Source organism: Kitasatospora sp. NPDC127067 (assembly GCF_042724755.1).
GTDB classification, from domain to species: domain Bacteria; phylum Actinomycetota; class Actinomycetes; order Streptomycetales; family Streptomycetaceae; genus Kitasatospora; species Kitasatospora lactacystinica.
The window spans coordinates 16,760-33,831 of the sequence record NZ_JBHXEM010000026.1; the positions used below are offsets into that span (position 1 = coordinate 16,760).

Annotated in this window: 16 protein-coding genes and 3 tRNA genes; 3 read left to right on the forward strand and 16 right to left on the reverse strand. The window is 74.5% G+C overall.

From position 1 onward, the window contains the following. Window positions 1-177: 177 nt before the first annotated feature. The 3 genes from ACFWJ4_RS14110 to ACFWJ4_RS14120 all read right to left on the reverse strand — a co-directional run bounded on the left by ACFWJ4_RS14110 (window position 178) and on the right by ACFWJ4_RS14120 (window position 3,414). Window positions 178-1,473 (reverse strand): hypothetical protein, encoded by a 1,296-nt coding sequence (locus ACFWJ4_RS14110; protein ID WP_359910979.1) that lies wholly within the window; start codon window positions 1,471-1,473, stop codon window positions 178-180. Window positions 1,474-1,571: 98 nt separating this feature from the next. After that, window positions 1,572-1,644, reverse strand: a tRNA-Ala gene (locus ACFWJ4_RS14115). Window positions 1,645-1,974: 330 nt separating this feature from the next. Continuing rightward, on the reverse strand, window positions 1,975-3,414 hold the full coding sequence (locus ACFWJ4_RS14120) for an MFS transporter (protein WP_380543235.1): 1,440 nt from the start codon (window positions 3,412-3,414) through the stop codon (window positions 1,975-1,977). Window positions 3,415-3,516: 102 nt separating this feature from the next. On the opposite strand from ACFWJ4_RS14120, the gene ACFWJ4_RS14125 reads away from it, so the two are divergent. Next, window positions 3,517-4,416: a helix-turn-helix transcriptional regulator gene (locus ACFWJ4_RS14125; protein ID WP_380543238.1), complete on the forward strand. Its 900-nt coding sequence runs from the start codon at window positions 3,517-3,519 to the stop codon at window positions 4,414-4,416. Window positions 4,417-4,480: 64 nt separating this feature from the next. Here the strand turns inward: ACFWJ4_RS14125 and ACFWJ4_RS14130 are convergent. From ACFWJ4_RS14130 to ACFWJ4_RS14165, 8 genes are all read right to left on the reverse strand, one after another. After that, window positions 4,481-4,553, reverse strand: a tRNA-Ala gene (locus ACFWJ4_RS14130). 43 nt (window positions 4,554-4,596) lie between these two features. Further along, a tRNA-Ala gene (locus tag ACFWJ4_RS14135) sits at window positions 4,597-4,669 on the reverse strand. A gap of 164 nt (window positions 4,670-4,833) precedes the next feature. Beyond that, window positions 4,834-5,484 (reverse strand): histidine phosphatase family protein, encoded by a 651-nt coding sequence (locus ACFWJ4_RS14140; protein ID WP_380543349.1) that lies wholly within the window; start codon window positions 5,482-5,484, stop codon window positions 4,834-4,836. After that, complete coding sequence (gene rsfS, locus ACFWJ4_RS14145; protein WP_359910971.1) at window positions 5,481-5,939, reverse strand: ribosome silencing factor; 459 nt, start codon at window positions 5,937-5,939, stop codon at window positions 5,481-5,483. The genes ACFWJ4_RS14140 and rsfS overlap by 4 nt, the downstream gene beginning before the upstream one ends. A 156-nt stretch (window positions 5,940-6,095) precedes the next feature. Beyond that, complete coding sequence (locus tag ACFWJ4_RS14150) at window positions 6,096-8,012, reverse strand: LytR C-terminal domain-containing protein (protein WP_380543241.1); 1,917 nt, start codon at window positions 8,010-8,012, stop codon at window positions 6,096-6,098. A gap of 14 nt (window positions 8,013-8,026) precedes the next feature. Continuing rightward, window positions 8,027-8,659 carry a nicotinate-nucleotide adenylyltransferase gene (gene nadD / locus ACFWJ4_RS14155; RefSeq protein ID WP_049658574.1) on the reverse strand — a complete coding sequence of 211 codons (633 nt, stop codon included), beginning with the start codon at window positions 8,657-8,659 and terminating at the stop codon, window positions 8,027-8,029. 123 nt (window positions 8,660-8,782) lie between these two features. After that, on the reverse strand, window positions 8,783-8,938 hold the full coding sequence (locus ACFWJ4_RS14160) for a hypothetical protein (protein ID WP_359910967.1): 156 nt from the start codon (window positions 8,936-8,938) through the stop codon (window positions 8,783-8,785). A gap of 232 nt (window positions 8,939-9,170) precedes the next feature. Next, complete coding sequence (locus ACFWJ4_RS14165; protein WP_359910966.1) at window positions 9,171-9,317, reverse strand: hypothetical protein; 147 nt, start codon at window positions 9,315-9,317, stop codon at window positions 9,171-9,173. Between the two features lie 261 nt (window positions 9,318-9,578). On the opposite strand from ACFWJ4_RS14165, the gene ACFWJ4_RS14170 reads away from it, so the two are divergent. After that, window positions 9,579-10,664 carry a M48 family metallopeptidase gene (locus tag ACFWJ4_RS14170; protein WP_380543244.1) on the forward strand — a complete coding sequence of 362 codons (1,086 nt, stop codon included), beginning with the start codon at window positions 9,579-9,581 and terminating at the stop codon, window positions 10,662-10,664. A gap of 102 nt (window positions 10,665-10,766) precedes the next feature. Here the strand turns inward: ACFWJ4_RS14170 and ACFWJ4_RS14175 are convergent, their stop codons facing one another. The 5 genes from ACFWJ4_RS14175 to proB all read right to left on the reverse strand — a co-directional run bounded on the left by ACFWJ4_RS14175 (window position 10,767) and on the right by proB (window position 15,946). Then, complete coding sequence (locus ACFWJ4_RS14175) at window positions 10,767-11,828, reverse strand: hypothetical protein (protein WP_380543247.1); 1,062 nt, start codon at window positions 11,826-11,828, stop codon at window positions 10,767-10,769. Window positions 11,829-11,959: 131 nt separating this feature from the next. Then, the gene (locus ACFWJ4_RS14180) at window positions 11,960-12,544 is read right to left on the reverse strand and encodes a hypothetical protein (protein WP_380543250.1); all 585 of its coding nucleotides are present in this window, start codon (window positions 12,542-12,544) and stop codon (window positions 11,960-11,962) included. Between the two features lie 89 nt (window positions 12,545-12,633). Continuing rightward, the gene (locus ACFWJ4_RS14185) at window positions 12,634-13,956 is read right to left on the reverse strand and encodes a glutamate-5-semialdehyde dehydrogenase (RefSeq protein ID WP_380543253.1); all 1,323 of its coding nucleotides are present in this window, start codon (window positions 13,954-13,956) and stop codon (window positions 12,634-12,636) included. Between the two features lie 154 nt (window positions 13,957-14,110). Then, window positions 14,111-14,635, reverse strand: coding sequence for a hypothetical protein (locus ACFWJ4_RS14190; RefSeq protein WP_359910956.1), 525 nt, complete (start codon window positions 14,633-14,635; stop codon window positions 14,111-14,113). Window positions 14,636-14,809: 174 nt separating this feature from the next. Then, complete coding sequence (gene proB / locus ACFWJ4_RS14195) at window positions 14,810-15,946, reverse strand: glutamate 5-kinase (RefSeq protein WP_380543256.1); 1,137 nt, start codon at window positions 15,944-15,946, stop codon at window positions 14,810-14,812. A gap of 306 nt (window positions 15,947-16,252) precedes the next feature. Between proB and ACFWJ4_RS14200 the strand changes: the two genes are divergently transcribed. After that, window positions 16,253-17,029 carry a hypothetical protein gene (locus tag ACFWJ4_RS14200; RefSeq protein WP_380543259.1) on the forward strand — a complete coding sequence of 259 codons (777 nt, stop codon included), beginning with the start codon at window positions 16,253-16,255 and terminating at the stop codon, window positions 17,027-17,029. Window positions 17,030-17,072 lie beyond the last annotated feature (43 nt).

The window sequence follows — 17,072 nt, forward strand, 5'->3', positions numbered from 1 at the left end:
GGTCGGCGGGCTGCGGGGTGCACATGCCTGCGTGCGGCCCCGCACGCAGGCATGCGGGCCGCACGGGACGGGACGGCGCGCGGGGCCGTACGGGACGGGGCCGGAGAGCGGATCCAGGCCCGGACCGCGCCGGGCCGGACCGGACCGGACCGGACCGCGCCGGAGATCCGCAGAGCCCTACCGCGCCGCCGCCCGCCCCGCCGCGTCGAACTCCCGCAGCGCCTTCGCCAGCCGCTCGGACTGCATCCCCGCCGCGAGCGAGCGCGCCAGTGCGGCGGTGCGGGCCGCCTCCCGCTGGTCGCCGAGCCTGCGGTGGGCCTCGGCGAGGCGCACCATGAGCAGCGCCTTGGAGCGGGCCCGTCCCGGCCCGAGCCCGGCCACGGCCTCGGCGAGCAGCACCTTCGCCATCCGGTACCCGCCGAGCGCCAGCCGTCCCTCCCCCACCATCCCGGCGACGCCGGCCCGGGTCTCCTCGGCGCCGGGCAGGCCGTCCAGTTCGGCGAAGGCCCGGGCGGCGGCGGCCTCGGCCAGCTCGGCCTCGCCCCGCCGGCCGTACGCGCGGGCGAGCCGGCCGTACTGGCGGGCCCGGGCGGTGGGGCCGAGCGCGGCTCCGTGGGTGTCCAGGGCGGTCGCGAGCGCGGAGACGGCGTCCAGTCCGCGCCCGCCGGGGCCCTGGGTGGCGAGGACGACCAGCGCGCCGAGCACCGCGACCCCGAGCCGGGGGTCGCCGCCGACGTGGGCGGCGCGCAGCGCGGCGACGAAGGCGCGCTGGGCGGCCGCGTCGTGGCCGAGGTCGTACGCGGCCCAGCCGGCCAGCCGGGCGAGTCTGCTGGCCGTGCCGTACAACTCGCGGCCGAGCCGTTCGTCGTACGCGCCGAGTTCCAGCAGCTTGGCCAGCATGGCGAGTTCGGCCCGGACGGGGCCGAGGACGAGGCCGCCGCCGCAGGCCCGTTCGAGCTTCTGCTTGCTGCGGTAGGACAGGCCGAGCTCGCCGACCAGCCCGGGTTCGACGCGCAGCGCGCCCTCGCCGCCGCCGACGGGCGGTGGCGGGGAGTCGAGGCGGGCGGCGGCCTGGTCGAGGTCGGCGCTGCGGAACAGGTCGGTGAGGCGGACCGGTCCGGCGTCGGTGGCGGCTTCGCGCAGCGCGGTCTGGGCGGTGTCGGCGGTCCACGGGTCGGTGAGCAGCCGGGGCGAGAGGATCTTGGCGCCGCGGTGGCCGCCCATCCGGCCCCAGAGCTGCTCGTAGGTGACGGCGATGCCGAGGGTCCGACTGAGCACCTCGCAGACCGCCTGGTCGTGCGGGCTGCGCGGCACCATGCCGCGGTCGCGCCACTTGTACGGGGCGGTGGAGCTGATGGCGAGGCCCGGTGGCAGGGCGAGGCTCACCTCGCGGGCGAGCCGTTCCGGACTCCATCCGAGCTGGTGGAGTATCCGGGCCAGTTCCTCGTTCCGCCTTCGCTCCAGATCGGCCATGGCACGACGGTAGCGGGATTCCGGCCGTCGCGACCGGTGGCGCGGGCAGAACGGCGAAGAGCCGCCTCCCGTTTCCGGGAGGCGGCTCTCGACTGCTGTGGAGCTATGGGGAATTGAACCCCAGACCTCTTGCATGCCATGCAAGCGCTCTACCAACTGAGCTATAGCCCCTTGACCTGCGATGTCACCGTGATTCCCGGTTGTTTCCGGCCGTTTCCCTCGGCGACATCGACTACTTTACACGGTCCTGGGCGTGCTCCTGAAATCCGTTTCCCGAGGTCCGCACCACGCGCCCCGCGAGCCCCGTCCGCGGAGCCCGGGGAGTCCTTCTTCCGCGCCCCGGGCGTGCGCCTCCCGCCCGGGGCGCACGGCAACCGCGCACGCGCCCAGCTGACGTGCCGCCCGCCGCCCGCACCCGACCCCTGCCCTCCGCCCGCACCCGGCTGCCGCACCCCCGACCGCACCCCACCGACCTACCGCCGACCCCCGACCGCGCCCCCGCTACCCCGCCGCCCGCCGGCCGCGCACCGCGAAGCCCGCGGCCACCAGCACCGCCGCGGCGTCGACCAGCAGCGTGGTCCGCAACGCCGCCCCCGACTCGGCGGCCGGCGCCGGCAGGTCGACCTGGCCGAGGAACACCGAGCCCAGCACCGCGACGCCGATCACCTGGCCGAGCTGGATGACCGTCACCATCACCCCGCTGGCGTCGGCCGCGTCCTCGGGCGCCACCCCCGCGAGCGCCCGGGCGACCAGCGGCGCGTACGCGCAGCCGGCGGCCAGGCCGAGCACGGCCATCTCCACCAGCGGCCCGGCGCCGATCTCCGCCCCGTCGCCGAGCAGCAGCCCGAGCAGCAGGTAGCCGCCGCCGAGCAGCACCCCGGCGAGCGCCGGCAGGATCCGGTGCAGCCGGCCGGGCAGCCGGTGCCAGTGCATGCTGGACATGCCGAAGCCGACGGCGACGGGCGCCGAGCAGAGCCCGGCCTTCAGCGCGGTGTGGCCGAGCCCGGCCTGCTGGTGGAGGGCGAAGGCGAACATGAAGCCCGCGAAGGCCGCCATGATCGCGAACAGTCCGGCGGCCGCGGGGCGCAGCCCGGGCGCGCCCAGCACCCGCCCGGAGATCAGCGGCTGTCCGCCGCGCCGGGCGATCCGGCGCTCGACGGCCACGAACAGGCCGAACAGCAGCACACCGGCCGCGATCATCGCCCAGCCCCAGACCGGCCAGCCCAGCTCGTGGCCGAGGACGAGCGGGACCACCAGCAGGCCGAGGGCCGCGCCGAGCACCACCAGGCCGGGGAGGTCGAAGCCCCGGGTGGCGTCGCCGGGCAGCCGGGGCAGCAGCCGGGCGCCGGCCGCGAGCAGCACCACGCCGATCGGCACGTTGACCAGGAACACCGGCCGCCAGCCGCTGCCGAACAGGTCGGCGCTGACCAGGACGCCGCCGATCACCTGGCCGAGCGCCATGCCGCCGGCCAGCACCGCCGCGTAGAGGCCGAGCGCCCGGACCCGGGCGGCGCCGGTGAAGGTGCGCTGCACCAGGCTCATCACCTGGGGCACCATCAGGGCCGAGCCGGCCCCCTGGAGCAGCCGGAAGGCGATCAGCCAGCCGGTGGCCGGGGCGAGGCCGCAGGCCAGCGAGGCGGCGGTGAAGGCGGCCAGGCCGAGCTGGAAGAGCCGGCTGTAGCCGTACCGGGCGCCGAGCCGGGCGCCGGTGATGAGCAGGACGGCGTAGGCGATGGTGTAGCCGGCGATGACCAGTTGGAGGGCGGCGCCGGAGGCGCCCAGGTCGGTTCTGATGGTGGGGACCGCGACGTTGACGATGGAGACGTCGAGCACGGCCATGAACTGCCCGCACAGGACGAGCGCGAGGAGCAGCCCGGGCCGTACCGCCGGGGCGCCGGTGGCGCCTGCGGCCGCGCGGGGCCGGGTCTGAAGGTCCGTCATGGCAGTCAGCCTGGCCCCGTACCGGTACTGGTGGTTAGAGCCTGCCGATCCTGGTACCGGCAGCACCTGTATCGGCGGCCCGGGCTGCGGCACCATGGGGCCATGACCGTCCTGGAGGAACTGCCCGCCGCGGCCGGCGGGCGCGACCGCCGCCGCACCGAGCTGGCCCGCTTCCTGAAGGCCTGCCGGGCGCGGGTCACCCCCGAGGACGTGGGGCTGCCGCCGGGGCTGCGCCGTCGTACGCCGGGGCTGCGGCGCGAGGAGGTCGCGCAGCTCGCCGGGGTCGGGGTCACCTGGTACACGTGGCTCGAACAGGGCAGGCCGATCAACGCGAGCGAGCAGGTGCTGCTGGCGGTGGCCCGGGCGCTGCGGCTGGACGGCACCGAGCACGAGCACCTGTTCCGGCTGGCCGGGGTGTCCGCCTCGGCGCGGGCGCTGCCGTCGGTGCCCGAGCTGTCGCCGTCGATCCAGGTGATCCTGGACTCGCTGGCCCCGCTGCCGGCGGCGGTCTCCAACACCCGGTTCGACGTGCTGGGCTTCAACGGCCCGTACCGCGCGATGTTCGGCACAGACCGGATGCGCCCGTCGCGCGGGGTGGTGTTCAACAGCCTCTGGTGCATGCTGACCGCCCCGCCGTGCTGCAACCCGTGCGAGAACCGGGAGGAGACCCTGCCGCGGATGGTGGCGGTGCTGCGCTCGGCGTACGGCAAGCACGTGGGCGAGCCGGCCTGGGAGGCGCACGTGCAGCGGATGTCGGCGCGCAGCGAGCTGTTCCGGGAGCTGTGGGACCGCCAGGAGGTCGCGCCGCCGGAGGCCTGGCTGCGGGTGTTCCGCCACCCGGAGGTCGGGGTGCTGCGGCTGAACGCCACCTATCTGACGATGCCGGGCGTGCCCGAGTGCTACATCGTGGTGTACCTGCCGGCCGGCCCGGAGGACCGGGAGCGGGTGGAGCGGCTCGACTCGCTGCCGCCGGGCGGCTGGAGCCACACCTGCGAAGCCTGAGGCCGGCCGGGCCCGGAACGCCGGAAGGCCGCCACCCCTTGGGTGACGGCCTTCCGAACTGCTGTGGAGCTATGGGGAATTGAACCCCAGACCTCTTGCATGCCATGCAAGCGCTCTACCAACTGAGCTATAGCCCCGCGACACGGACGACCCTGGCTGACCACGACCGCCGATGCGGAGTGGAGCTATGGGGAATTGAACCCCAGACCTCTTGCATGCCATGCAAGCGCTCTACCAACTGAGCTATAGCCCCGCACTCACCGGATCTCCCGCTTCCCTTCCGGGCCGCGTTCCTTCCCTGCGAACGAGGAAGACTCTAGCTGGTCAGGGCCGGAACTGCGAAATCCGCTCCCTCCGGACCCCGGCCGAGGGCCCCGAGAGGCCCCCGGCCCCCGGTGCCGCCCGCACCGGTACCGCTCAGGTGTCGTCGCCGATGACCGGCTGCGGGAGCGTGCCCGCGTTGTGCTCCAGCAGGCGCCAGCCGCGCGTGCCCAGGCCGAGCACCGACCAGCAGCAGTTGGACAGTCCGCCGAAGCGCTCCCACTGGGAGGGCTCCAGTTCGAGCAGCCGCCCGAGCATGGTGCGGATCGTCCCGCCGTGGCTGACCACGACCAGCGTGCCGTTCTCCGGGAGCTTGCCGACGGCCTCCAGGACCACCGGCACCGAGCGGTCGGCGACCTCGGTGGCCAGCTCGCCGCCGCCCCCGCGGCGCACCGGCTCGCCGGCCGCCCAGGCCTCGTACTCCTCCGGGAAGCGCTCGCGGATCTCGGCGTTGGTCAGGCCCTGCCAGGAGCCCGCGAAGGTCTCCCGCAGGCCCTCGTGGTGCTGCACGTCCAGCCCGGTGACCTCGGCCAGCTCCGCGGCGGTGCGCCGGGCCCGCTTGAGGTCCGAGGAGATCAGCAGGTCGGGACGGAGCCCGGAGAGCAGCCGGGCCGCCCGCTGGGCCTGCAGGACGCCCTGGCCGGTCAGCTCGATGTCCGTGGTGCCCTGGAAACGCGATTCGAGGTTCCAGGAGGTCTGGCCGTGCCGCCAGAAGACGATGCGCGGGCCGCGCGCGCCGCGGCTCAGTGCAGATCCTCGGGCTTGCCGAAGTCGTCGGCGGGCGCGACGGCGTTGCCGGCCTCGTCGGTGTGGGCGTCCGGGCGGTTGCGCGAGGCCACGGCGTCCTCGGGCAGCGGCAGCTCGGGGCAGTCCTTCCAGAGGCGGTCCAGCGAGTAGAAGGAGCGCTCCTCGGAGTGCTGGACGTGCACGACGATGTCCAGGTAGTCGAGCAGGATCCAGCGGCCCTCGCGCTCGCCCTCGCGGCGCACCGGCTTGATGTCCAGCTGCTCGCGCAGCTGGTCCTCGATCTCCTCGGCGATCGAGCGGACCTGGCGGTCGTTGTTCGCGGAGGCGATCAGGAAGGCGTCGGTGATCGACAGCACCTCGCTGACGTCGAAGGCGATGATGTTGTGCGCGAGCTTGTCGGCCGCCGCCTGCGCGGCGACGGTGATGAGCTGCTGGCTGTGGTCGGTGACGGTCACGGTGTTCTTCCGGCTCGGCGGCTTGGGGTGCCCCGGCGCACGGCCGGGGTCGCCTTCCAGGATCTCACGCCGCCCGGGCGGGCCCGGAACCGTTTTCCGGGCCCGCCCGGGCCACCGCACCGCGACACCCGGACCGCAGGAGCCCGGGCCGCCGCCCTACTGGTTCTTCGGCGGCTGGTAGTCCTTGCCGAGCAGGACCAGCAGGTCCGCGTTCTGGGCGTCGCCGGTCACCTTCTTCACCGCCGTGTCCGGCAGGCCGAGGCTGGTCGCCAGCGACTTCGCCGCGCCCTGCCGGGCGTCGTCGGTGTAGCGGATCTCACTGGCCGGCTGCGGGGCCGCCTTGGCGCCGCCCGGGATGAAGGTCAGGCCGGAGTTGACGATCTGGACCTGCGCGGCGGCCGCCGCCGCGTCGTTGCCGGTGGCGTCCTGGAGCGCGACCCGGACCGGGGCGTCGCCGACGGCCGCGGACTTCACGGTGCCGCCCAGCACGTCCTTGACCTGCTTGCCCGCGGTCGCCTCGTCCAGGCTGCCGTCCGGCTTGACGGTCAGCGCGGTGGTGCCGAAGTGGCCGTCCTTCGCCTGCTGGGCGAGCTGGACGAGCACGCCTGCGAGGGCGTCCTCGGGCAGCGAGGGGTCGAGCACCGCGTTCATCCGGTGCACGTCGTCCTTGGCGTCCTTGAACTCGGTCGGCATGGTGCGCACCACCGCGTCCAGGACCTGCCCGAACCGGGCCAGCTGGGCGTCCCGGTTCTCGCCGGGCGCCTGCAAGGTCGCGTACGCGACCGCGGCCTTCCCGCTGAGCATGGTGTTCTTCCCGGCCGCGGACAGCAGCTTGCCGTCCGGCTTGCCGCCCTCGTGGGTCTCGGCGTTGGTGTCCACCCGGACGCCGCCGAGCTGGGAGACCAGCAGTTCCAGGTACGGGGTGTCCAGCCGCCAGGTGCCGGCCACCGGGGCGCCCAGCACGGTGGACAGGCCCTCGCGGGTCGCCGAGGCGCCGATGCCGTCCATGGACTGGCCGACCGTGCTGACCGGCGGGTCCCCCGGGCCGGGCAGCCGCAGGTTGTCGGGCAGCAGCAGCACCGTGCCCTTCTTCCCGGAGGCGTCGTTGACCAGCAGCGCGCTGGACACCTTGCCCTGGAGGTCGCGCAGGTGGACGACGTTGACCTGGCGGCCGCCGGCGGCGGTGGCCGCGGTCGGCTTGTCGCCGGTCAGGAAGAGGTAGCCGCCGACGCCGCCGGCCGCGAGCGCCGCCACCGCGCCGAGGCCGATCAGCCGGTTGCGCAGCTTGCGGCGGCGCTCGGCGCGCACCTCGCTGCGGGACTCGGCGAACTTCAGCCAGTCGATGACGTCCTCGGTCTCCTCCGCCTCCTCGTCGACGAAGGTGAACTCGCCCGTGGTGTAGCTGTCCTTGGGCGCCTTGCTCCCGGCCTTTCCGGCCTTGCCGGCCTTCCCGGACCGCGCCCCGGCGACCTGCTCGGACGGCGGCACGGCCTTGGCCGGCACCGCCTCCTCGGCGGGCCGGGGCACCCGCGGACGCGGCGGCGCGGCGGCGGGTGCCGCTGCGGCCGCTGCGGCCGCTGCGGCGGCGGAGGGTGCGACGGCCTCGGCCTGCGACGGCGGCACCGGCGACGGCGCCTGCGGCTCGGCGGCGACCGGGGCGGCGGCCTGGTACGGCTGCTGCTGGTAGCCCTGGTAGCCCTGCTGCTGGTAGCCGTACGGGTCCTGCCCGTACACCGGCTGCCCGTACTGGTCGTACTGCTGGTCGTACTGCTGTTGCTCGTACGACTGCTGCTGCGGCTGCGGCTGCGGCTGCGGCTGCTGCGGGAACTGCCCGCCCTGCTGGTACCCGTCGTACCCCTGGTAACCCTGCTGCTGGTAGCCGTACGGGTCCTGCCCGTACACCGGCTGCCCGTACTGGTCGTACTGCTGGTCGTACTGCTGCTGCTCGTACGACTGCGGCTGCTGCGGCTGCTGTGGCTGCGGCTGCTGCGGGTTCTGGTAGCCCTGGTACGGCTGCTGGTACTGCCCGGTGGACCAGTCCTCCGGCCGCCGGCCGTCGCTGCGATCAGTCATGCACCGCTCCTGGATCAGTCCCCGCGCGGCGCGTACAGCGCCCGCTTGTCGATGTAGCGGACCACGCCGTCCGGGACGAGGTACCAGACGGGCTCACCCTTGGCGACCCGGTTGCGGCAGTCCGTGGAGGAGATGGCCAGCGCCGGGACCTCCACCAGGGAGACCCCGCCCACCGGAAGCCCGGCGTCCGACAGAGTGTGCCCCGGGCGGGTGCATCCGATGAAGTGGGCCAGCGAGAAGAGCTCGTCGGAGTCGCGCCAGGAGAGGATCTGGGCGAGCGCGTCGGCGCCGGTGATGAAGAAGAGGTCGGCGTCCGGGTGCAGGGCGTGCAGGTCGCGCAGGGTGTCGACGGTGTACGTCGGGCCCTCGCGATCGATGTCGATCCGGCTGACCGAGAACTGCGGGTTCTCGGCGGTGGCGATGACCGTCATCAGGTAGCGGTCCTCGGCCGGGGTGACGTGGCGGTCGCTCTTCTGCCACGGCTGCCCGGTCGGCACGAAGATCACTTCGTCCAGGTGGAACGCGCTCGCGACCTCACTGGCGGCGACGAGGTGGCCGTGGTGGATCGGGTCGAAGGTGCCGCCCATCACGCCGAGGCGCTTCTTCACCGGTTCCGGTCCGCCGGGATTCCCGGCCTGCTCTCCCATGCCGCCACACCTTACGCGACACCCGTTACGGTGCGGGAACGGCCGGGTGGGGGTTCTCCGCAGATGCGTGAGGGAGCGGCCGGCCGGTGGCCGGACGCTCCCCGAGCGGTCCGCGCGGCCGGCTCAGCGGTCCCGGTTGAAGCGGGTGGTGATGAAGAGCAGGACCAGCAGGATGAACAGCGCGGCGCCACCGGTCAGGGCCGGGTTCAGGCTGTCGTGGTTGCCCCCCTCGCCCTCGGCGAGAAGGTTCAGAACGGGGAGTGCGGCAGCAGTGCTCATGGTCGGCGGGACCTTCTCGGCTCGGGGAACGGACCTGGGGGTGGTTCCGGGCCGGTGAGGGCCCACCCGTCATCGTACGGGGGGTTACACGGCAACCGCTCGGCGGCCCACCGCCGCTGACCGGGCGTGAGCACGAGCCGGGGGCAAGGGCCGGGAACGGGCCGCGAGCCGGCCGGGAACGGGCCGCGAGCCGGCCGGGAACGGGCCCGGTGACAGGCCCGGGAGAGCGGCCCTAGTTGTTCTTGAAGGCGCGGGCCATGATCCAGACCAGCAGGCCGATGCCCACGAAGGACGCGACCACGATGATCCGCAGGAACAGGCCCGGGCCGGTCTCGTCGGAGATGGGCGCGGCCAGGCTGACAAGCGTGTCGGTGGACATCTGCGGGGGCTCCTCGAACTGCTCGGTACCGCGGCCGGGTCCGGTCTCGGTCGTCCAGGACTCAGGTTAAACCGGCCTCACACCGACGCCGCCCACCGGCCCCGGTGACGCGCCCGCCTCCCCCGGAACGCTCCGCGCGTACGCTGCCCCCGGGGACGAGTACGCAACCGCGCGCGTTGCACAGACAGTCGTTGCAGGCGAAGACCAACGGGGGGCGGGCCAGCGGGCCGCGGCCGCCGTCGACCAGGAGGTACTCAGACCATGACCGACACGACCGTGAAGGCCCCGAGCCGCCGCCGCGAGCGCTTCCCCGGAATCTCCACCCGGGCCTGGGAGCACCCGGCGGACCGCTCGGCCCTGGTCGCGCTGCGCAAGCTCACCGGCTTCGACGACATCCTGAAGAAGCTCGCCGGCCTGGTCTCCGAGCGGGCGATCCGGCTGATGTTCCTGGCCACCGCCGTGAAGACCTCCGAGCGCCAGTTCCCGGAGCTGCACGACATGGTGCGGGACGCCGCCTACGTGCTCGACCTGGAGCAGGTCCCCGACCTGTACGTCTCCCAGGACCCGACGGTCAACGCGTACTGCATCGGCATCGACACCCCGGTCATCGTGGTCACCAGCGGCCTGGTCGAGCTGCTCGACGAGGAGGAGCTGCGCTCCGTCATCGGCCACGAGGTCGGCCACGCGATGTCCGGCCACGCCGTCTACCGGACGATGCTGATGATCCTCACCAACATCGCCACCCGGATCGCCTGGGTGCCGCTGGGCAACCTGGCGATCACCGCGATCATCACCGCGCTCAAGGAGTGGTTCCGCAAGGCGGAGCTGTCCAGCGACCGGGCCGGCCTGCTCGCCGGACAGGACCTCCAGGCGTCCATGCGGGCCCTGATGAAGCTGGCCGGCGGCCACAACCTGGCCGAGATGAACGTCGACGCCTTCCTGGAGCAGGCCGAGGAGTACGAGAAGGCCGGCGATCTGCGCGACGGCGTGCTCAAGGTGCTCCAGCTGCTGCCGCAGACCCACCCCTTCGCGGTGGTGCGGGTCGCCCAGCTGAAGAAGTGGGCGGAGAGCGACGACTACCGCTCGATCGTGGCCGGCGCCTACCCGCGCCGCGCGGACGACCCGGACGCCTCGGTCTCCGAGCAGTGGAAGGCCGCCGCCGACCACTACACCAGCTCGGTCAAGGAGAGCAAGGACCCGCTGATGGGCCTGCTCCGGGACGTCGCCGGCGGCGCGGCGACCGTCGGCGGCAAGCTCCGCGACACCTTCACCGGCGCCGCCGGCCGCAACGGCTCCTCGGGCAACGGTTCCTCGGGCTCGGGTTCCGCGGACCGCGACGGCAGCTGACCCCCGGGGCCGCGACGACCGCCGGCCCACCGCGACCGCGACGGCGGCCGGTGTCCCGTCCGGGGCACCGGCCGCCTCGCCGTTCCACGGCCGGGGCGCGCCTCAGCCGCCCGCCAGCACCGCGCACACCTGCCAGCCCGGCCGGGCGTGGTTGCCGGGGTCGACCGGCGTCGGCGGCGCGACCGCCGTGCCCTGCGCGGTGGCCAGCACCGGCTGCAGGAAGCCCGCCATCGAGGTGTCGCAGGGCTCCGGACCGGCCTGCACCACCGAGTCCACCAGCCGCAGCTGCGCCGAGGCCAGGTCGACCCGGTCGAACTCGAAGGTCAGCTGCCGCCGCACAGTCTCCAGGGTGACCGGCGCTCCGGCCGGGGCCCCGGCCGGCTTCAGCGCGTAGACGAAAGTGTGGTCGGTGGTGATCTGCAGGGTCCCGCCGTCCGCCTCGTCGATCCGCATCGCGCCGGCCACCTTCACGGTGTTCGAGGCCAGCGCGACCTGCGCCGGATCGAAGCGGACCATCCAGCCGGTCACCGCGTGGTGCCGGTCGTCCACCGGCTGCGCCACGCTCGCGTCGAACTCCGCCTGCTCACCGGGCGTGACGAAGGCCCGCACGTCGGCGGTGGCGCCCTGGACCAGCGCGGCCGGGGCCAGCGAGGAGGCGACCAGGTAGCGCTGGACGGTGTCGAGCGCCTTGGTCACCTCGACCCGGCTGAAGTGCTCGGTGGCGGCCCCGGTCGGGGTGTTCAGCCCGATCGTGCCGTCCCCGTACCCGGGCTGCAGCGCGGTGAACGGGTCCGCCGGGTCGGCGACCGGGCGGACGGCCGACGCCGGGCTCAACGCGACCAGGCTGACGGTCAGTTGACTGCCCTCGGGCCGCACCGCGGTCCCCCTCGGCGAGCTCACGCCGAAGTACACCGCGGTCCCGAAGGCGAGCAGGATGAGCAGCAGCAGGATGAGCGCCTGGCGCGGGACGGTGCCCAGCGGGCCGAGCCGCACCCGCGGCCGGGTGGCCTTGCCGAAGGAGCCGGCCAGCCGCTCCCGGGCGGACAGTTCCTGGATGCGGGCAGCCCGCACGAACGATTCGTCGAACACGACGGACCGGAATTCGTCCTCGTTGCCGGAACCGCCCTCGGGCGTACCCTCCGGAGGCTCTCGCGGGTCACCCACACCACCAGGGTAGGCCGACACCGGCGCCGCCACGAGGGTGCGGGCGCACATTCCCGGGAACGCTCAGTGACCACCGCCCCCGGGCGTGCGCCCGCGCCCGGGGCGACCGCCCCGGCCCGCCGAAGCCCGCCCTAGCCCGCCGGCGCCGTGACCACCAGCGGGGGATCGGCCGGGGCCTGCCCCGGATCGACCCCGGCGCTGCTGGTGCCGGACTCGGGGCGCCGGGGCGCTCCCGCGGAACCGCCCACGCCCTGGTAGATCGCCGCGACCGCGATCGCCACCAGGCCCACGCCCATGATCACGGCGAGCACCCAGGCCACCGGCCGGTGCCACCGCTGCTGGGCCACGTACCGCCCGCGGGAGCGCACCGGGTCGTAGCCGCGTCGCCACCTCCGCCGGACCCGGCGGTCGGCCGCCCGGTCCGGCCCCGACCAGGGATCGGGGTAGAGGTGGTCCGCGTCGAGCCCGCTCGGGTACGGGCGCAGTTCCAGCGGCAGTCCGTCCCCCGCAGGGACGTCACAGCCCCAGCCCGGGCCCACGGCGTCCGACTCGAACCGGGCCTCGGCGGCGGCGAGTTGCCGCTCCTTGGCGGTCGGCTCGTGCACGGCGGCGGACCGGACGAAGGCCTCATCGAAGACCACGGTGGCGAACTCGTCGTCCGCACCACCGTGGTCGGCGCCGTCGGGGTACGGGAAGCCCCCCACATCCTCAGCCACGGATTCAGCGTATTACCGGCCGGGCGATTTGTCTGTGGCTCCCGGCAGTTGGTCCGTCACACGTGTGACGGACGCCCCTCACCCGGCGTTCAGCGGCCGTGCGCGTCCCCGCCCACGGTCTGCGCCGCCTCGCCCCGCACGTGGCCGTCACCAGTGACGATGTACTTGGTGCTGGTCAGCTCGGGCAGGCCCATCGGGCCGCGGGCGTGCAGCTTCTGGGTGGAGATGCCGATCTCCGCGCCGAAGCCGAACTCACCGCCGTCGGTGAAGCGGGTCGAGGCGTTGACGGCCACCGTGGTGGAGTCGACCAACCGGGTGAACCGGCGGGCGGCGGCCTGCGAGGTGGTGACGATCGCCTCGGTGTGGCCGGAGGACCAGCGGCGGATGTGCTCGACGGCGGCGTCCAGCGAGGGCACCACCGCGGCGGCCAGGTCCAGCGAGAGGTACTCGGCGCCCCAGTCCTCGTCGGTGGCCGGGACCACGGTGGCCGGGCCGCCCTCGGCGGCCTTCAGCACCGCCTCGTCACCGTGCACCGTCACCCCGGCCTCGGCGAGCGCCGCCAGCGCGAGCGGCAGGAAGGCGTCCGCGACGTCCTGGTGGACCAGCAGCGTCTCGGCCGCGTTGCAGACGCTGACCCGCTGCGCCTTGGAGTTCAGCAGGATGCCGACGGCCATCGCCAGGTCCGTCTCGGCGTCCACGTAGACGTGGCAGTTGCCGGTGCCGGTCTCGATCACCGGGACGGTGGAGCCCTCGACCACGGTGCGGATCAGCGAGGCGCCGCCGCGCGGGATCAGCACGTCCACGTGGCCGCGGGCGCGCATCAGCTCCCGCACCGAGTCCCGGCTCTCCCCCGGCACCAGCTGGACCGCGTCGGCGGGCAGCCCGGCCGCGGCGACGGCGTCGCGCACCACGGCGACCAGCGCGGTGTTGGAGCGGTAGGCGGAGGCGGAGCCGCGCAGCAGCACCGCGTTGCCGGACTTGAGGCAGAGCGCGGCGGCGTCCGCGGTGACGTTCGGGCGGGCCTCGTAGATGATGCCGACCACGCCGAGCGGCACCCGGACCTGCCGCACGTCCAGGCCGTTGGGCAGGGTGTAGCCGCGCACCACCTCGCCGACCGGGTCGGGCAGGCCGGCCACGTCGCGCACGTCGGAGGCGATCGCGGCGATCCGCTCCTCGGTCAGGGTCAGCCGGTCGATCACCGACTCGGCCGTGCCGGCCGCCCGGGCCCGCTCCACGTCCTCGGCGTTGGCCGCGACGATCTCGGCGCCGCGGGCCACCAGGGCGTCCGCGACCGCCAGCAGCGCGGCGTCCTTCGCGCCGCGCGGCAGCGGGGCGAGCGCGGCGGCGGCCTCCCGGGCTCGGCGCGCTACGGCGAGGACGGGGCTGTCGGCGGTGGCGAGGTCGCTGGTCATGCCGCCAAGGGTAGCGACTGCACCCGCCCCGCCCGGGCGGTATTTCGCCCGGTGAGACGCCGCTCCGCCGGTCCCGGCCCGACGGTCCCCGGCCCGACGGGGCCGCCCGGCCGCCGGGGACGGCCCAGCACGAGGCGGCTCAGTACGGGGCGGCTCAGTACGGGTGCACGCCGCCCAGGTGCGGCGGCGGGTCGCCGAAGCCCTCCGCCACCCGTTTGTGGTACGTCGCCCGGTCGACCACCTCCAGCCCGACGATCTCCCAGGGCGGCAGGTTCGCGGTGACCTTGTGCTCGCCCCACAGCCGCAGCGCGATGGCCGCCGCGTCGTGGAGGTCCCGGGCCTGCTCCCAGTAGCGGATCTCCGCGTGGTCGGCCGCGTAGCGGGCGGTCAGGAAGAACGAGTGGTCGTGCGCCAGCTGCTCCAGTGAGGCGCGCAGCGAGGGCAGCGGGGTGACCTGCCCGGCCACGCTCAGCACCACGTGCCACAGCCGCGCCTGCTCGGGCACGGTGGGCGGCTGGGCCGCCCGGTCGCGTTCGGGCCGCATCCTGCGCACCCCGCCGGGCCTCTGCGGCGGCGGACCGGCCGGCTCGGCGGGGCCGTCCCCGCGCCCGCCGTCGATGCTGGTCAGCCGCCGGCCCGCCGTCCCTGCGGTCAGCGCTGCCTCGCGCCTGCGTTCCACCGGCGGCCTCCTGTTCGGCGATGTCCTGTCGTCCCCACCGGCCCCGTCGACCCTCGGCCGACCGGTACGGCTGCGCCCCTCCTCGCCCGTGGCCGGGCCGCTCCCGGTACGGAGCGGCCCGCCGTGCGCGCTGCGCCGATCGGCCGGGCGGCCGGTGCCGGCCCGCCGGGCCGGTCAGCCGCGCAGAACGACCAGGTCGTCGCGGTGGACGACCTCGCGCTCGTACGCGGCGCCGAACTCCTGGGCCAGGTCGCGGGTGGACCGGCCGAGCAGGCGGGGCAACTCCCTCGCATCAAAGTTGACCAGTCCGCGAGCCACGATGTGGCCGTTTTCGGCAAGAAGGTCCACCGGATCACCCGCGGCGAACTCCCCGTCGACCTTGGTGACCCCGGCCGGCAGCAGCGAGGCGCCGCCGGAGACGACCGCCCGGACGGCACCCTCGTCCAGGTGCAGCGCCCCGCGCGGGCTGCTCGCGTGGGCCAGCCAGAGCATCCGGTCGGAGGTCCGGCTTCCGGTGCGCAGGAAGAGCGTGCCGGTGGGCCGGCCGGCCAGCGCGTCGGCGGCCTGGCTGGCGGCGGTGAGCACCACCGGGATGCCGGCGCCGGTGGCGATCCGGGCCGCCTCGACCTTGGTGACCATGCCGCCGGTGCCGACCCCGGCCTTGCCGGCGCTGCCGATCTCGATGCCGTCGAGGTCCTGCGGGCCGCGCACCTCGGCGATCCGGCTGGTGCCGGGGCGGGACGGGTCGCCGTCGTACAGGCCGTCCACGTCGGAGAGCAGCACCAGCAGGTCGGCGCGGACCAGGTGGGCGACCAGGGCGGCGAGCCGGTCGTTGTCGCCGAACTTGATTTCGGCGGTGGCGACGGTGTCGTTCTCGTTGACGATCGGCATCGCGCCCATCGCCAGCAGCTGGTCCAGGGTGCGGTAGGCGTTGCGGTAGTGGGCGCGCCGGCTGGCGTCCTCGGCGGTGAGCAGCACCTGGCCGACCCTGATCCCGTACCGGGCGAAGGAGGCGGTGTAGCGGGCGACCAGCAGGCCCTGGCCGACGCTGGCGGCGGCCTGCTGGCGGGCCAGGTCCTTGGGCCGCCCGTCCAGGCCGAGCGGGGCCAGGCCGGCGGCGATCGCGCCGGAGGAGACGAGCACGACCTCCGGCGCCCCGGGGCGGCCGCGCAGCTTGGCGAGCGCGTCCACCAGGGCGTCGACGCGGTCGGCGTCCAGGCCGCCGGCCGCCGTGGTCAGGGAGGAGGAGCCGACCTTGACGACGATCCGCCGCGCGGTCAGCACCTCGTCCCGCAGAGAGTCCTCGCTCATCTCGCTGTACGCCCTTCCGGTGTGGTGCGGGTACGGCGGGGCCCGGGCCCGGCCGTCACCCCCGCAATCTACGCGATCGGCGCAGGTCACCCGCCGGGTGTTTCACCGGCTGGACCCGGCCTGGTCACGGGCCCGCCACAGCCCGTCCGGCAATCCGGATGACTGGTATGGTCCCTGACCGCAAGCCAGATCGGGGGACGGCTTCTTGCCCGCTGGACCCATGTCGTCATCGACCCTTCCTGTCACGACGGGCGGCGCCGCACTGGGCAAAGGCCGGCAACGGTCGCGGCCGTGCGCCCAGGAGAAATGCGCACCATGCGTTCGTACACCACCAAGCTGACCTTCGCCGCGCTCGCGGCGGCCACCGCCCTGTCGCTCGCGGCCTGCGGGCCGGACAACGCCGACCCGGCCGCGCCGGCGGGCGGCTCGACCGGTGCCGCTCCGGCGCCGACCAGCGGCGCTCCGGGCACCGCCACCGGGGGTGCCGGCACCGGGGGCACCGCCCCGGGCGGCGCGGCCGGCGGTTCGACCGCGGCGCCGTCGGGTGCGGCGACCGGCGGTGCGGCGGCCGGCGGCGCGGGCACCGCCGGTGCGGCGGGCGGCGGGGCCGCCGGCGGAGCCGTCCCGGCGGCCGCCAGCAGCGTGAAGGTCGGCCAGAGCGCCACCGTGGACTTCGCCGACAAGACCTCCAAGGTCGCCACCAAGCTGGAGATCACCGTCACCGGCGTCGAGGTCGGCTCGGTGCAGGACTTCACCGCCGCCAAGATCAGCATCGTCGGCCTGGAAGGCCGCACCCCGGTGTACGTGAGCTACACCATCAAGAACGTCGGGGACGCCAGCCTCTCCTTCACCGCCCCGGACTCGAAGTTCGTCGTCTTCGACACCGCCGGCAAGAAGGGGCTCAACGTCATGACCGCCGCCACCCCGCTGCCCAAGTGCACCGGGGCGAAGTTCCAGGGCGTGACCAAGGGCGCCGAGACCAAGGGCTGCACCATCATCTCCATCCCCGGGAACACCCCGGCCGCGGTCGGCTACACCGACCTGGCCGACCCGCTGAAGCTCCAGGCCTCCTGGGCCAAGTGACGCCCGGTCACCGCTGAACACGCGGACGGCCCCCGCCACCTTC

Bases quoted from the DNA above. Each gene is read 5' to 3' on its own strand.
- ACFWJ4_RS14150 (WP_380543241.1), bottom strand. From the start codon at position 8,012: ATGACTGATCGCAGCGACGGCCGGCGGCCGGAGGACTGGTCCACCGGG.
- ACFWJ4_RS14160 (WP_359910967.1), bottom strand. From the start codon at position 8,938: ATGAGCACTGCTGCCGCACTCCCCGTTCTGAACCTTCTCGCCGAGGGC.
- nadD (WP_049658574.1), bottom strand. From the start codon at position 8,659: ATGGGAGAGCAGGCCGGGAATCCCGGCGGACCGGAACCGGTGAAGAAG.
- ACFWJ4_RS14170 (WP_380543244.1), top strand. From the start codon at position 9,579: ATGACCGACACGACCGTGAAGGCCCCGAGCCGCCGCCGCGAGCGCTTC.
- ACFWJ4_RS14110 (WP_359910979.1), bottom strand. From the start codon at position 1,473: ATGGCCGATCTGGAGCGAAGGCGGAACGAGGAACTGGCCCGGATACTC.
- ACFWJ4_RS14165 (WP_359910966.1), bottom strand. From the start codon at position 9,317: ATGTCCACCGACACGCTTGTCAGCCTGGCCGCGCCCATCTCCGACGAG.
- ACFWJ4_RS14200 (WP_380543259.1), top strand. From the start codon at position 16,253: ATGCGCACCATGCGTTCGTACACCACCAAGCTGACCTTCGCCGCGCTC.
- ACFWJ4_RS14120 (WP_380543235.1), bottom strand. From the start codon at position 3,414: ATGACGGACCTTCAGACCCGGCCCCGCGCGGCCGCAGGCGCCACCGGC.
- proB (WP_380543256.1), bottom strand. From the start codon at position 15,946: ATGAGCGAGGACTCTCTGCGGGACGAGGTGCTGACCGCGCGGCGGATC.
- ACFWJ4_RS14125 (WP_380543238.1), top strand. From the start codon at position 3,517: ATGACCGTCCTGGAGGAACTGCCCGCCGCGGCCGGCGGGCGCGACCGC.
- ACFWJ4_RS14185 (WP_380543253.1), bottom strand. From the start codon at position 13,956: ATGACCAGCGACCTCGCCACCGCCGACAGCCCCGTCCTCGCCGTAGCG.